The organism is Ruegeria sp., from assembly GCF_965243365.1.
Lineage (GTDB): Bacteria > Pseudomonadota > Alphaproteobacteria > Rhodobacterales > Rhodobacteraceae > Ruegeria.
In genome coordinates this window covers 235,906-250,525 of sequence record NZ_CBDEUW010000001.1, presented here as the reverse complement: position 1 = coordinate 250,525, position 14,620 = coordinate 235,906, and the positions used below count along the sequence as shown (strand labels likewise).

Here is a 14,620-nt window from a genome sequence, read left to right as displayed (position 1 = left end):
CTATGCAGATGATCATTTGCTGCGCATAAACTAGTTTAGCTTGAACAATAAATCCGAGAGGAGCAAACCCGTGTTTCTGAAGAATGCATGGTATGTAGCCGCATGGAGTTCCGAGATCACTCATGAGCTTCGGCAAATTCGGGTGCTGGGAAAGAAAATCTGTATCTACCGCACCCAGGGTGGCGAGGTTGTCGCGCTAGAAGATGCCTGCCCGCACCGCAAACTGCCGCTGTCCAAAGGGCGCATCAAAGGTGACGATGTAGAATGCGGCTATCACGGGCTGACGTTTGACTGCGCCGGTCAGTGTGTCTCGGCCCCCGGCAAAGGGCGTATCCCGTCTTCTGCCAAGGTGCATTCATATCCGGTACACGAGAAATACGAGCTGGTCTGGATCTGGATGGGCAACCCGGCCATGGCAGATGCATCCGAGATTTTCGAGATCGAGCATTACGACGATCCCGATTGGGGTATCAACCGTGGTGCCGCCATGGAGATCAAGTGCAACTATCTCTATATGACCGACAACCTGCTGGACCCAACCCATGTAGCCTGGGTACATCAAAGCTCGTTCGCGCAGGATGCCACAAAGGACGCGCCCCTTTCAGTCACGAAAAAAGATGACGGCATAATTGTTCATCGCTGGATGATGGATGTGGAACCTGCTCCGTTCTATAAAAAAGTGGTCGAGTTCGAAGGCAATTGCGACCGACTGCAACATTATGAAGTGCGCTATCCAAGCCATGCGCTGATTAAGGCCGTGTTCACCCCGGCAGGAACGGGCGGACCAGAGGGGCCGCTGCATGACAAGACCTTCATCATGGACAGCTACAACTTCATGACGCCGACTTCGGAGACCGAAACCCGGTACTACTGGTTCCAGCTGCGCAACATCCGGCCCGACGACGCCGAACTGTCGGAAATGATGAGCGAAGACGTCCGCCATGCCTTCGAAGAAGACCTGGCTGTTCTTGAAGAGGTACAGGTCGGCATGGACGAAAAGGAAAGCCCCCATATCGACCTGAGCATCGACGGTGGCCAGTTGCGATTCCGCCGTCAACTGGAAGCAATGATCGCCGAAGAGGCGATGGTCGACGCCAAGATGGAGGGCTGAGATGGCCAAGAAATTCCGTCAATACCGTGTTGCACGCAAGATCAGGGAAAGCGAGATCATCACCTCGTTCGAACTTGAACCCACCGATGGCGAGGCTTTGGCCCCTGCCCTGCCCGGGCAATACCTGCCGCTGCGCATACCCGGGCCAGATGGGGCGACATTGAGGAACTACTCCCTGTCCTGCAATGTCGCCTCACCTGAGCGCTATCGCGTGACCATAAAGCGCGAGGCCGCACCGGCCAACCTTCCTGACGCACCGCACGGGATCGCGTCGTGTTATATGCACGATCAGGTCTCGGAAGGGGATGAGATCACCGCGATGGCACCACGGGGCGTGTTCTATCTGGATCAGGACAGCACCCGCCCTGTCGTCCTGCTGAGCGGGGGCGTTGGTCTGACTCCGATGGTGTCGATGCTGCACAGCCTGGCCGGAACGGATCGGCCTGTGTGGTTCATTCACGCCTGCGAGAACGGCGCCGTTCATGCCCTGCGCGACGAAGTTCTGGAACTGGGGCAGGCCGAAAATGCTACGGTTCATTTCGCTTACCGCGTCCCGCATGAGGCGGATCATGCCAACGGGCATTTCCACAGCGAAGGCGTGATCACTCGTGAGACGTTACAGTCCTTGCTGCCACTAGATGATTACGAAGTCTACATGTGTGGCCCAACGCCATTCATGCGGGCAATGTATCAGCTGCTTCAAACGCTGGGTTTGGACAAAGAGCGGATTAACTACGAGTTCTTCGGCCCCTCGGACTCGCTGGACGCACCTTCTGCGCCCATTGCCGAGGCGCCGGCCACAGAGCCCGCGCCACAGCCAGCCAAGGCAACGGGTGAAAACACGGTGACTTTTGCCAAATCGGGCATAACAGTCGATTGGGACGACAGCGCGGAATCCCTTCTGGATCTGGCGGAAAAGGCAGGGCTGGAACCTGAATTCAGTTGCCGGACCGGCATCTGCAACACCTGCCTGTGCAACATCTCCGACGGCGAGGTCGATTATTTCGAAGACCCGCTGGACGATCCTGATCCAGGCGAAGTGCTGTTGTGCTGCTCTCGTCCCAAAAGCGCCGTTATATTGGACCTCTAAGGAAAAGGGCCGCGAGATTATCGCGGCCCTTTCTTAGTCCCTGGCCCTCTCGGCCAAAACGTTATCCAACCAGTCCGGGTCCATTTCTGGGACCGAAGACAGCAGCTTTTCCGTGTACCCATGATGGGGCGGAGTCAGAACCTCATCCTTCGGACCCTGTTCGACAATCTCACCCTTCAACATGACCACCACATCGTCGGCAATGGATTTCACCGTTGCCAGATCGTGGGTGATGAACATGTAAGTCAGGTTCAGGTCCCGCTGCAGCTTGTCCAGCAGGCGCAGGATGCCCTCGGCCACAAGCTGATCCAAGGCGCTGGTCACCTCATCGCAAATGATGAATTCGGGCTCGGCCGCCAGTGCTCGGGCAATGCAGATGCGCTGTTTCTGTCCTCCCGACAGCTCACCCGGATAGCGATCAAGGAACTTGTCGGGCTCCAGTTCGATCATCTCCATTAACTCGCGCAGCCGGGCCTCTTTCTCGGCCCCTTTGACACCCGCAAAATACTCCAGCGGACGAGACAGAAGATCGCGGATTTTCTGTTTCGGGTTCATCGCCGTATCCGCCATCTGATGGATCATCTGAACCCGCTTCAACAAGTCCTTCCCGCGCGATTTCAACGCCGGCGGCAAGGGTTCACCATCGAACAGGATTTCTCCGTCTGTTGGAACAAGCAGCCCGGTGATACAGCGCGCGGTCGTCGACTTACCCGAACCGCTTTCACCGACAACGGCAACGGTTTTGCCACGGTGAATGGTCAGGTTGATGTCCTTGAGCACCTGCAGCGCGCCATAGGACGCCGAGACATTTCGCACCTCGATCACAGGTTCGGGGTCTTCGGTCTGAGGTGTAACCGTGCGCCGAAAGTCTCTCACTGCCCAGAGGGACTTGGTGTAGTCTTCTTTCGGATTGGACAGCATCTCGCGCGTTTCGGCCTCTTCGACCTCGACGCCATAACGCAGCACTTTGATCCGGTCCGCCATTTGGGCAACCACGGCGAGGTCATGCGTGATGTAGATAGCCGCAGTATTGTATTGTTCGACAATATCGCGGATCGCGCTCAACACCTCGATTTGAGTGGTCACGTCCAGCGCCGTTGTCGGCTCATCAAAGATGATCAGATCCGGGCGACAGGCCATTGCCATGGCGGTCATCGCCCGCTGCAACTGCCCGCCCGAAACCTGATGGGGATAGCGGAACCCGATCTCGTCGGGGTTGGGCAGTCGCATCTGGCGGTATAGCTCCACGGCGTCGCTTTCGGCCTGTGATCTCGGCACTACACCGTGACGCACAGGCGCTTCGGCGTATTGTGTGATCAGTTTGTAGGCAGGGTTGAACGATGCCGCAGCAGATTGCGCAACGTAGGCAATTCGGGCACCCCGCAGGCCACGCAGGGTGTCAGGTTTTGCCCCAACCAGTTCCTGTCCGTCGAACAAGACCGATCCACCGGTGATCCGGCAGCCCCCCTTGGTATAGCCCATCGCCGCCAGACCTAGCGTGGACTTGCCCGCGCCCGATTCTCCGATCAGGCCCATCACCTCGCCTTTGTGCAGCTTGATATCAACGCCTTTGATGATCGGGTGCCAGGCTTCGTCCGAGTAACCTTCGATCTTCAGGTCCTGAATGTTCAGCAAGAGTTCAGACATGGCGTTACTCCTTCAATCCGCTGGCGTTGTGCAGCACCCAGTCGACCACCAGGTTCACGCCGATGGTCAGCATGGCGATGGCCGCAGCGGGCAGCAGCGGGGCAAGGCCAAAGGTCGCCCCATCAAAACTGCTGAAATCGGCGAATGTGATCAGCTTGGCACTTTCCCGCACCATTGACCCCCAGTCGGCCGCGGGCGGCTGGATGCCCAGACCCAGGAAAGACAACGCCGAGATGAACAGAAACACAAAGCAGAACCGTAACCCGAACTCCGCAATCAGTGGTGCGGTCGAATTCGGCAAAACCTCACGTCGGATCAGCCACCAAAGGCTTTCGCCGCGCAGGCGGGCGACCTCGATATAGTCCATAACCAGAATGTTCTGAGCCACGGCACGGGACAGGCGGAACACCCGCGTACTGTCGAGCAAGGCAATGACACAGATCAACGCCCAGACCGTTGTACCGGTGATGGTCAGCACCAGCAGTGCAAAGATCAGGGGTGGAATGGCCATCAGGATGTCGACGACCCGGCTGGCCAGCTGATCGAAGCGGCCACCGACTGTCGCCGCCAGCAGTCCGGTCATTGCACCAAAGCCAAAAGCCAGGAATGTTGTCAGCACAGCAATACCAACCGTATTGCGCGCGCCGTAGATCAGCCGCGACAGAACATCCCGACCCAAAGCATCGGTGCCAAGATAATGCGGCGCGGCCCATGGCAGATACTGAGCACCCGCAACCTCACGTTCGGTATAGGGCGCAAGAACCGGCGCGAAGATAGCAACAAAGATATACAGCCCGATAATGATGAAGCCGATCCAGGCCGAGATGGGCGCATGACGCAGCGCTTTTTTGAATTCAGGTGTCATGGCCATTACCTCGGGTGCATCAGTCGGGGATTGGTGAGGATCGACAACACATCCGCCAGCAGGTTGAGCAGGATGTATGTCGCAGCAAAGATGAGGCACGCGGATTGCACAACCGTCACATCCCGCTTGGCGACCGAGTCGACCAGAAGCTGCCCCAGGCCGGGATAGACAAACACCACCTCGACCAGGACAACGCCCACAATCAGGAACGCCAGGTTGATTGCGATCACGTTGATGATCGGCGCAAGCGCATTCGGCAGGGTATGAACGACAATGACCCACCAGGGCTTCGCGCCTTTAAGGTGGGCCATTTCAACATACGGAAGCGCCAGAAGGTTGATAATCGAAGCCCGCGTCATCCGCATCATGTGAGCCACCACAATCAGCGTTAGTGTCAACGCGGGCAGAAAACAGATGTATAGGCGCGTGCTGAGCGGTGTATCCGGATCGACGCTGGCAATACTTGGAAACATGCCCAGCTCGACCGAGAAGACCAGCAGTAGAATATAGGCGATGAAGAACTCTGGGAATGAGATCGCCCCAAGCGACAGGTAAGACACGGTGCGATCAAACCACGAGTTGCGATAGAGCGCGGCGAATATGCCCAGTGTAACGGCAAGGGGCACAGCGATGGCCGCCGCATACCCTGCCAAAAAGAAGGTGTTCCAGGCCCGAATACCAATCAGTTCGGAAATTGGGCGCTGTGTGGCAAGGGACACGCCGAAGTCTCCGGTCAACGCACTGCCGATCCAGTCGAAATACCGAAACACAGCAGGCTGATCCAGCCCCAGTTCTTTCCGGAAAGCAGTCAGAGTTTCTTCGGTTGCGGATTGTCCCAGAACTGCTTCGGCCAGATCACCCGGCAGCAGTTCGATCGCGGAGAAGATGATGATTGATACGACCAGCAGGGTGATCAGTCCCAGGCCCAATCGCTGGATTACCAGGTTCAGAATACTTCGCATCTACGTCTCCTTGCTGTCCTATTGGTCAGGCTGGGTTTGTTTGGCGTTTTCTCCAAAGTGGGTGCGGAGGGTGCTTGTCCCTCCGCTGGCATAGTTCAGCCCAGAATGCCGGGCAGGCGCAATCCGTGTTCGCGGGCGCAGTCCCTGGCGATGTCATAGCCTGCATCGGCGTGACGCCAGACGCCTGAGGCCGGGTCGTTCCAGAGAACGCGCTCGAGGCGCTTTGCGGCTTCGTCTGTGCCATCGGCGCAGATGACGACGCCTGCGTGCTGGCTGAAGCCCATGCCAACGCCGCCGCCATGGTGCAATGACACCCAGGTCGCGCCCGAGGCGGTGTTGACCAGCGCATTCAGCAGCGGCCAGTCGGAGACGGCGTCCGATCCGTCCTTCATCGCTTCGGTCTCGCGGTTGGGCGAGGCGACCGATCCGCTGTCCAGATGATCGCGCCCGATGACAACCGGTGCTTTCAGTTCACCGTTGCGGACCATCTCGTTGAACGCCAGCCCGGCGCGATGGCGGTCGCCCAACCCGATCCAGCAGATACGGGCGGGCAGGCCCTGGAAGGCGATACGCTCCTGCGCCATGTCGAGCCAGTTGTGCAGATGTGTGTTCTCGGGGAACAGCTCCTTCATCTTGGCATCGGTCTTGTAGATATCTTCGGGGTCGCCCGACAAAGCGCACCAGCGGAACGGCCCGATCCCCTTGCAGAACAACGGGCGGATATAAGCGGGCACGAAGCCAGGGAAGGCAAAGGCGTTTTCCAGCCCCTCATCCTGCGCCACCTGCCGGATGTTGTTGCCGTAATCCAGCGTCGGCACGCCCGCGTTCCAGAAGTCAACCATCGCCGCGACGTGTTGCTTCATCGAAGCACGCGCGGCTTTCTCAACCGCCTTGGGATCGCTTTCACGCTTGTCCTTCCACTGCGCCATGGTCCAACCCAGCGGCAGATACCCGTTGACCGGGTCATGGGCGCTGGTCTGGTCGGTGACAATATCCGGGCGCATCCCGCCCGCCTGCATCCGGGCGTAGATCTCGGGGAAGATTTCCGCGGCATTGCCCAACAGACCGACCGATTTCGCCTCACCCGCCTTGGTCCAGCGGTCGATCATCTCAAGCGCTTCGTCCAGTGTCTCGGCCTTTTCGTCGAGATATTTGGTGCGCAGGCGGAAATCGATGCTGTCCGGGTTGCATTCCACGGCCAGACAGCAGGCCCCGGCAAAGACCGCTGCAAGAGGTTGCGCACCGCCCATGCCGCCCAGACCGCCGGTCAGAATCCATTTGCCGGTCAGATCGCCATCATAATGCTGACGCCCGGCCTCGGCGAAGGTCTCATAGGTGCCCTGAACGATGCCCTGCGTGCCGATATAGATCCACGAGCCAGCGGTCATCTGGCCGTACATCATCAGACCCTTCTTATCGAGCTCGTTGAAGTGATCCCAATTGGCCCAATGCGGCACCAGGTTCGAGTTCGCGATCAGCACCCGCGGCGCATCCGAATGCGTCCGCACAACGGCCACCGGTTTGCCGGACTGAACGACCAGCGTCTCATCCTCTTCCAGATCCTTAAGGCTGGCAACAATCGTGTCAAAATCATTCCACGTCCGCGCCGCGCGCCCGATGCCGCCATAGACCACCAGCTCATGCGGGTTTTCGGCCACGTCCGGGTGCAGGTTGTTCATCAGCATCCGCAACGGCGCCTCGGTCATCCAGCTTTTGGCGTTCAGCTCAGGGCCGGTGGGTGGATAGATGTCACGGGTGTTCTTGCGGGGGTCGGTCATCGGGGTTCTCCGGATGTCTGAGGGGCCAGCGCGGCCAGGCTATTGAGAATGGTTTTGAGATGAGAGCGCAGACGATCGGCCTTGCCTGTCTCATAGGTCCAGGGCGCGGTCTCAGCGCTGAGATAGGTAGATTGGGCCAATTCCATCTGTATGGCATGGATGCCGTCAGCCGGACGGCCATACTGGCGTGTTGTCCAGCCGCCCTTGAAACGGCCATTGAGCACGGTGCTGTAACCTTCGGCTGCCTCACAGATATCCACTACGGTTTTCTCGACCCGCGCATGGCAGGTCGTACCCAGATTGGTGCCGATATTGAAGTCCGGCAACACGCCGTCAAACAGGAAGGGAATATGGCTGCGGATCGAGTGGCAGTCATAGAGGACAGCAAATCCATGGATCGCCTTCACTCGCGCCAATTCGGCCTCAAGCGCCGCATGATAAGGCGCGTGGAACGCCGCGCGGCGCTCGGCGATCTCAGCCTCCGATGGCGGCTGATCCCAGATATCCTGCCCGTTAAAATCGGTCAGCGGCACCAGCGTCGTGGTGTTCTGCCCGGGATAAAGCGACACGCCGGACGGGTCGCGATTGGCGTCGATCACATAGCGATGGAAGGTGGCGCGTACTGTGGTGACATCGAGCAGCAACCCGTCATAGAGCGTATGGATATGCCAATCGGTATCATCCAGCCCCCGGCCCCGGTCGTTCAGTTTTGCCTCGATCTCGGGCGGCACATAGGTTCCGGTATGGGGCAGGCCCAACACGATAGGGCTGTGGCCCTTCGTGATCTCTACTGGCTCGGTCATGCGCCAAGTTCCGGCATGTCGACACCCGTGCCATGGGCAATCTCGCCGCTGGCAATCAGGGTCGAGGCCGCCTCGATATCCGGCGCGGTATAGCGGTCATCGCCCAAGGGCGGCACCATCGCACGCAGCTGCGCCATCACGCCCTGCAAGGTCTCGCTGGTGGGCAGCGGCGCGCGGAACTCAATGCCTTGCGTCGCACAGAGCAGCTCGACCCCCAGAATGCGCTCCAAGTTTGTCACCATCTGCCCCAAACGCCGCGCGCCATGGGCGGCCATGCTGACGTGATCTTCCTGATTGGCCGAGGTCGGTGTCGAATCCGTCACGCAGGGGTTGGCCAGATGCTTGTTTTCGCTCATCAGCGCCGCTGTAGTGACCTCGGCAATCATAAGCCCCGAGTTCAGCCCCGGATTGGGCGTCAGGAAGGGCGGCAGGTCATGGCTCAGCACCGGGTCGACGATCAGCGCAATACGGCGCTGCGCAATCGCCCCGATCTCGGCCACGGCCAGCGCGATCATGTCGGCGGCAAAGCCCACCGGCTCGGCGTGGAAGTTGCCGCCCGAGACGATCAGCCCGGCCTCGGACAGGACCAGAGGGTTGTCGGTGGCCGCGTTGGCCTCGATCTCCAGCGTGGTGGCCGCCTGCCGCAGCACATCCATTGCCGCACCGACAACCTGCGGCTGGCAGCGAATGCAATACGGATCCTGCACCCGCGTGTCGCCCTCGCGATGGCTTTCGCGGATCACCGACCCGGCCAACAGCGCACGCATGGTGGCCCCGGCCTCGATTTGGCCGCGATGACCGCGCAAAGTGTGAATCTCGGGCTGCAACGGCGCGGTCGAGCCCATGATGGCATCCGTGGTCAGCGCCGAGGTGACCAGCGCGCTCTGCGCCGCCTGCCACGCGCCAAACAGACCCGCCAGCGCAAAGGCGGTCGAGAACTGAGTGCCGTTGATCAGCGCCAGACCTTCCTTGGGGCCCAGCTCGACCGGCGTGAGACCGGCTGCCGCCAATGCCTCGCCTCCGGGCATGACAGTGCCGCCAAACTCGGCCTCGCCCGCGCCCATCATGACCGCCGCCATATGCGACAGCGGGGCCAGATCGCCCGAAGCGCCCACTGAACCCTGCGCCGGGATTACCGGGGTCACGCCCTTGTCCAGCATGGCCTCCAGCAGATCGATCAGCTCCAGCCGCACGCCGGACGCGCCGCGCCCGAGGCTGAGCAGTTTCAGCGCCATCATCAGCCGCGCATGCGCGCGCGGAATGGCCGGGCCAACACCGCAGCAATGGGACAGGATCAGGTTGCGTTGCAGGGTCGCCGTATCCTCAGCCGCGATCTTGACGCTGGCCAGTTTGCCAAAGCCGGTATTGACCCCATAAACCGCCGCCTCACCCGCCGCCGCATCGGCGATACGGGCATGGGCGGCCTCAATACCGGGGCGACAAACGGGGTCCAGCCGCACCGCAAATTCATCACGGTAAACCTGTTCCAGCTGCGCCAGAGAGACAGCGCCGGGAGTAAGTGTCAGGGGGGTCAAATTGCGCCTCCGAATATGCGGGTATGAAGCGGGTTGAAGCCGATGCGATAAGACAGCTCGGCCGGGTGAGTGACATTCCACACCGCCAGATCGGCGCGCTGGCCCGGAGCAATCGTGCCCACATCGGTCAGACCCAGTGCGCGCGCGGCATGCGTGGTGACTCCGGCCAGAGCCTCTTCGGGCGTCATGCGGAACAGCGTGCAGCCCATGTTCATGGTCAGCAGCAAAGATGTCAGAGGAGAGGATCCCGGGTTGCAATCGGTGGCCAAAGCCATCGGCACATCATGTTTGCGCAGCAGGTCAATGGGCGGCTGTTGCGTCTCCCGCAGGGTGTAGAACGCCCCGGGCAGGATCACACCCACGGTGCCCGCTGCGGCCATGGCCTGGACGCCGTCCTCATCCAGATATTCGATGTGATCGGCAGACAGCGCGCCATAACCGGCGGCCAGTTTCGCACCGCCCAGATTGGACAGTTGTTCAGCGTGTATCTTGACCGGCAGGCCCAGTTCCCGCGCAACGTTAAAGACACGGGCGATCTGGATTGTGTCAAAAGCGATGCCTTCGCAAAACCCGTCAACAGCATCCACCAACCCCTCGGCATGGGCCGCACGCAGGGCTGGAATGCAGATGTCGTCAATATAGGCATCCGGGCGCCATTTAAACTCGGGCGGCGCGGCATGCGCACCCAGAAAGGTGGTCTTTACCCGGACAGGGCGCTCTTCTTCGATACGCCGTGCCGCACGCAACATGCGCAGCTCCGTATCGACATCCAGCCCATAGCCGGACTTGACCTCGATACACGCCACCCCTTCGGCCAGCAGGGCATCCACACGCGTCAACGCATCGGCCAGCAGAGCGTCTTCGGACGCAGCCCGCGTTGCGTTGACTGTCGAAAGAATGCCACCTCCGGCCCGCGCGACCTCTTCATAGGTCGCCCCGTTCAATCGCATCTCGAACTCAACGGCGCGGTTGCCGCCAAAGACCACATGGGTGTGGCAGTCGATCAGTGCGGGTGTCACAAGGCGATTGCCAAGCGAGGTCCGGGGCAGCGCCGTATAATCAGCCGGAAGATCTGCCAGCGGGCCAACCCAGGCAACCTTGCCACCCTGAACGGCAATCGCCGCATTCTCGATCAATCCATAGGCGCCCCCACCGGCCATGGTGGCGGCATGCAGATCGGTGAACAGCTGATCGTGGGCCGGCATTCGAATCCCCCCTCCCTGCAATTCTCTCTTTTCTGGTACAAGTCTTTATGCCATATGTCTATCCATAAAATCGGAGGACGGCACGATGGCCATTTTTGCAAACCGCGCATTGCTCGCAACCGGCTGGGCAGACAACCTGCGCGTCGAGCTCGAAGAAGGCTGCATTGCGCGCCTGACCCCGAATGTGACAGCACAACCGGGCGATACGCATGTCGACACCCTGCTGCCTGCGCTGGCCAATCTGCACAGCCATGCCTTTCAGCGCGCCATGGCCGGGATGACCGAATACCGTCTGGCCGGTCGCGACAGTTTCTGGACCTGGCGCGATCTGATGTATCGCTTCACCGCACACCTGAGCCCCGAGCAGGTACAGGCCATCGCCGCACTGGTCTACCTTGAGATGCAGGAGGCCGGGTATGCCTCGGTCGGCGAGTTCCACTACCTGCATCACCGGCCGGACGGGCAGCCTTATGACCGCCTCGCCGAACTCAGCGACCGGATCATGGAGGCCGCCGCCGAGACCGGAATTGGCCTGACCCATCTGCCGGTGCTGTATTCCTATGCCGGTGTCGGGGAAAAGCCGCTTGAACCGGGGCAGGCACGATTTGGCAATGACGTCGACCGTTTCTGCACGCTGGTCGATCAGGCGCGGGACGCACGCGCGACCCTGCCCGGCGACTGCCGCGTCGGCATCGCGCCACACTCTCTGCGCGCCACCTCGCCCGCCGATCTGGCGCAGGTGGTGGCCGCGCAAGGCACCGGTCCGATCCATATCCACATTGCAGAACAGCCCAAGGAAGTGGCCGAGGTCCAGGCCGGTCTGGGGGCCCGCCCGGTGGAATGGCTGCTGGCCAATGCCCCGGTCGATGCGCGCTGGTGCCTGATCCACGCCACCCATATGACCGAGGATGAGACCCGCACCATGGCCGCCAGCGGGGCCGTTGCAGGCCTGTGCCCGGTGACCGAGGCCAATCTGGGCGACGGCCCCTTCAACGGCCCAACCTACCTGAATGCAGGAGGGGCCTTTGGCGTGGGCTCGGATTCCAACGTGCTGATTTCCCTGACCGAAGAACTGCGTATATTGGAATACTCCCAGCGCCTGCGCGATCTGTCACGCAATGTGCTGGTCGTGGGTGAGGGTTCGGTCGGGCAGACCCTTTATTGCGGCGCGGCCACTGGTGGCGCACAGGCTTTAGGCCGCAACGCCGGAGAGATCGCCCCGGGCCAACTGGCCGATCTCGTGGCCATCGACAGCCGGAACCCGGCGCTCTGCGCGCTCCGCTCTGATCAATTGCTGGACGGGCTGGTCTTTGCCGCCAAGGATCATGTGGTCACCGATCTGTGGTCCGCTGGCCGCCATCAGGTGCAGAATGGCCGCCATGTAAATCGTGACCGGATTGTCTCGAACTACCGGACCGCAATAGCCGGGCTTCTGGCCGATCTCTGAATCGGGGCGTCCACAAACCGGGCATGCAGAACCTTGGCCCCGGGGGCCGGAATGATCGTTACAGCGTCGTCCGGCCTCATCGCCTCGCCTGCGACCAACCCGGTGCCGTTTATCGTAACCCCTCCCACCGCAACAAAGACAAACGCATCCGCCGCCGCGTCGAACGCCTGCGCGCCGGTACGAACATCCACCGTGACCGTGACAATCTGCGGATCATAGATCACGTTGAACGCCCGGCACGGGCCATCCAGCAAGCGCGCCTGCAACTCCAGCGCCCCGTCAAAGGACAGAGGCGCAAACGGCCGCGCCTTCAAAGTGCCCTCCGCACCCTGCAGGTCCAGCCCGGCCCCATCGATGATCGTATGCACCCGCGCCAGCCCCGGAAACCGCGAGAACGGCCCGTCCCGTTCAATCTCGGCCACGCTGATGCGCCAGGCGACCTGCCCCCCGATCTGGTGGGTGGCCAGCTCTCGGGTCACACCACCCCCGTTGGCCCAGGGTGTGGCGGCGATCTCATCCAGTCTTATCTGCATCCGGTTCAATTTCTTTGCATGTTGCTATTGATCTGGACATAATATGAATATGAGCAAAATCATATAGTGAGCAGAACTTGACCGAGCAAAAAAACATCGGCTTTCAGGCGATCCGCGACGAGGTCCTGAACCGCATCCAGACCCGCGTCTGGCCGCAGGGCAGCCTGCTGCCCACCGAACTGGAACTGGCCGCCGAATTCGGCTGCGCCCGGGCCACCGTCAACCGTGCCCTGCGCGAACTGGCCGAGCAGGGCATCGTCACCCGCAAGCGCAAAGGCGGCACCCGCGTGGTCACCATGCCCGTCAAACAGGCCAAACTGTCCATCGCCGTGGTCCGCCAGACCATCGAAGAGATGAATGCCGAATACCGCTATGCCCTGGTCGGCCGCACCGTGATCGACTGCCCCGCCTGGCTGCAAGCCAAGCTCGGCCTGCCCGAGGGCGCCCAGGTTCTGCACCTGACCTGCATGCACCACGCCGACAACCGGCCCTTCCAGTTCGAGGAACGCTGGATCAATATCGACGCCGTACCCCATGTGGTGGCCGAAGACTTCCTCAGCACCGGCCCCAATGAATGGTTGCTCTCCGAGGTTCCCTTCTCAAACGCCGAAATCGCCTTCTCAGCCGTCCCCGCAACAGGCCCCCTCCAGGACTTCCTCTCCGTCCCAACCGGAACACCCCTCTTCCAGCTCGAACGCACCACATGGTTCCAAAACAAACCCGTCACATTCGTCAGAATGACATTCCATCAAGGTTACCAAATGAGAACAACATACTAAACACCCGCCTGTTCGCACAGCCAACCTGAAAAAGCACGCGTGGCAGGGGTTTGAGATCGTGGCAGGACTGGCATCAGAAAATAAGCTTCGGGCATTTCGACCCCGTCTGGATGCGCGCGACACAAGCGCCCTTTGGACAATAACCCCTCCACCAGAGTCTCGTGCCCCATCGCAAAGCCACAGCCTTCGACAGCCGCGCTAAGAGAAACAGCGTAGGTCGAACCAATATTTACCCGTTTGTTCGCGGGCATTCTCTGCCCAACTTTCTGCGACCAACTGAGCCAGTTACCCTTCATACCAGCACAATCGAACAGATTGTGTTTGCGCCAGTCCTGCCCGGCCAGTTCCGGCGCACAAACGGGAAAGGATGTGTCGTGAGACAATCTCAACCCACCGAGACTGCGGTCCAGATCCACGCCAAACCGGACTTCGACATCGGCTGTTTCCGCGGTACGCTCGGGGTCCCACAGCGCACCCTGTACATTGATATTGAGCCAGGGAAACTGGGCCAGCAAATCGCCCAGACGCGGGGATAACCAATATACGGAAAAGGCGAGATTGCACTGCACACTCAGCGTTCTTCCCCGATCACCGCCAATCAGCGCGCGGGTACCTTGTGACAAGGTTTCCAGCGCATCCTGCACCGTCGGCAGATAGCTTTTCCCGGCAACCGTGATTTCCAACCGCCGACCCCGTCGTAGAAAGAGGGTTTGGCCCAAATGGGTCTCAAGCGCCTTGACCTGCTGGGAAACAGCGGGCTGAGACATGTTCAATTCGCCTGCCGCGCCTGTGAAGGACAAATGGCGCGCCGAGGCCTCAAATGCCCGAATCCAGTTCAGTGGAGGAAGCAGTGATTTTTCCATGG

General features: G+C 60.5%; 13 protein-coding genes. 4 read left to right on the top strand and 9 right to left on the bottom strand.

Features of this window, described 5'->3' with window-relative positions; genetic code table 11:
• Window positions 1–70 precede the first annotated feature (70 nt).
• Together ACP0GE_RS01165 and ACP0GE_RS01160 are read left to right on the top strand one after the other, a co-directional pair.
• Entirely contained in the window at window positions 71–1,111 is a 1,041-nt protein-coding gene (locus tag ACP0GE_RS01165; protein ID WP_424830175.1) for a Rieske 2Fe-2S domain-containing protein, read from the top strand.
• A gap of 1 nt (window position 1,112) precedes the next feature.
• Entirely contained in the window at window positions 1,113–2,201 is a 1,089-nt protein-coding gene (locus tag ACP0GE_RS01160) for a 2Fe-2S iron-sulfur cluster-binding protein (RefSeq protein ID WP_424830174.1), read from the top strand.
• Between the two features lie 33 nt (window positions 2,202–2,234).
• Here the strand turns inward: ACP0GE_RS01160 and ACP0GE_RS01155 are convergent, their stop codons facing one another.
• From ACP0GE_RS01155 to hutI, 7 genes are all read right to left on the bottom strand, one after another.
• On the bottom strand, window positions 2,235–3,848 hold the full coding sequence (locus tag ACP0GE_RS01155) for an ABC transporter ATP-binding protein (protein WP_424830173.1): 1,614 nt from the start codon (window positions 3,846–3,848) through the stop codon (window positions 2,235–2,237).
• A 4-nt stretch (window positions 3,849–3,852) separates the two neighbouring features.
• Complete coding sequence (locus tag ACP0GE_RS01150; RefSeq protein ID WP_424830172.1) at window positions 3,853–4,713, bottom strand: ABC transporter permease; 861 nt, start codon at window positions 4,711–4,713, stop codon at window positions 3,853–3,855.
• 5 nt (window positions 4,714–4,718) lie between these two features.
• Window positions 4,719–5,675, bottom strand: a complete 957-nt coding sequence (locus ACP0GE_RS01145) for an ABC transporter permease (protein WP_424830171.1) — start codon at window positions 5,673–5,675, stop codon at window positions 4,719–4,721.
• Window positions 5,676–5,770: 95 nt separating this feature from the next.
• The gene (hutU, locus tag ACP0GE_RS01140) at window positions 5,771–7,453 is read right to left on the bottom strand and encodes a urocanate hydratase (RefSeq protein WP_424830170.1); all 1,683 of its coding nucleotides are present in this window, start codon (window positions 7,451–7,453) and stop codon (window positions 5,771–5,773) included.
• Window positions 7,450–8,256, bottom strand: a complete 807-nt coding sequence (hutG, locus tag ACP0GE_RS01135; RefSeq protein ID WP_424830169.1) for an N-formylglutamate deformylase — start codon at window positions 8,254–8,256, stop codon at window positions 7,450–7,452. The genes hutU and hutG overlap by 4 nt, the downstream gene beginning before the upstream one ends.
• Window positions 8,253–9,791 (bottom strand): histidine ammonia-lyase, encoded by a 1,539-nt coding sequence (gene hutH, locus ACP0GE_RS01130; protein WP_424830168.1) that lies wholly within the window; start codon window positions 9,789–9,791, stop codon window positions 8,253–8,255. The genes hutG and hutH overlap by 4 nt, the downstream gene beginning before the upstream one ends.
• The gene (gene hutI / locus ACP0GE_RS01125; RefSeq protein ID WP_424830167.1) at window positions 9,788–10,996 is read right to left on the bottom strand and encodes an imidazolonepropionase; all 1,209 of its coding nucleotides are present in this window, start codon (window positions 10,994–10,996) and stop codon (window positions 9,788–9,790) included. The genes hutH and hutI overlap by 4 nt, the downstream gene beginning before the upstream one ends.
• A gap of 85 nt (window positions 10,997–11,081) precedes the next feature.
• Here hutI and ACP0GE_RS01120 point away from each other — a divergent pair, with 85 nt between their 5' ends.
• Complete coding sequence (locus ACP0GE_RS01120; protein WP_424830166.1) at window positions 11,082–12,443, top strand: formimidoylglutamate deiminase; 1,362 nt, start codon at window positions 11,082–11,084, stop codon at window positions 12,441–12,443.
• Here the strand turns inward: ACP0GE_RS01120 and ACP0GE_RS01115 are convergent.
• On the bottom strand, window positions 12,404–12,976 hold the full coding sequence (locus ACP0GE_RS01115; protein WP_424830165.1) for a HutD family protein: 573 nt from the start codon (window positions 12,974–12,976) through the stop codon (window positions 12,404–12,406). The genes ACP0GE_RS01120 and ACP0GE_RS01115 overlap by 40 nt on opposite strands.
• Window positions 12,977–13,053: 77 nt before the next feature.
• Here ACP0GE_RS01115 and ACP0GE_RS01110 point away from each other — a divergent pair, with 77 nt between their 5' ends.
• Window positions 13,054–13,755, top strand: a complete 702-nt coding sequence (locus ACP0GE_RS01110) for a GntR family transcriptional regulator (RefSeq protein ID WP_424830164.1) — start codon at window positions 13,054–13,056, stop codon at window positions 13,753–13,755.
• On the opposite strand, the gene ACP0GE_RS01105 is transcribed toward ACP0GE_RS01110, so the two are convergent.
• Window positions 13,752–14,618, bottom strand: coding sequence for a LysR family transcriptional regulator (locus ACP0GE_RS01105; protein ID WP_424830163.1), 867 nt, complete (start codon window positions 14,616–14,618; stop codon window positions 13,752–13,754). The two genes, ACP0GE_RS01110 and ACP0GE_RS01105, sit on opposite strands and share 4 nt — an antisense overlap.
• Between the last annotated feature and the right edge of the window lie 2 nt (window positions 14,619–14,620).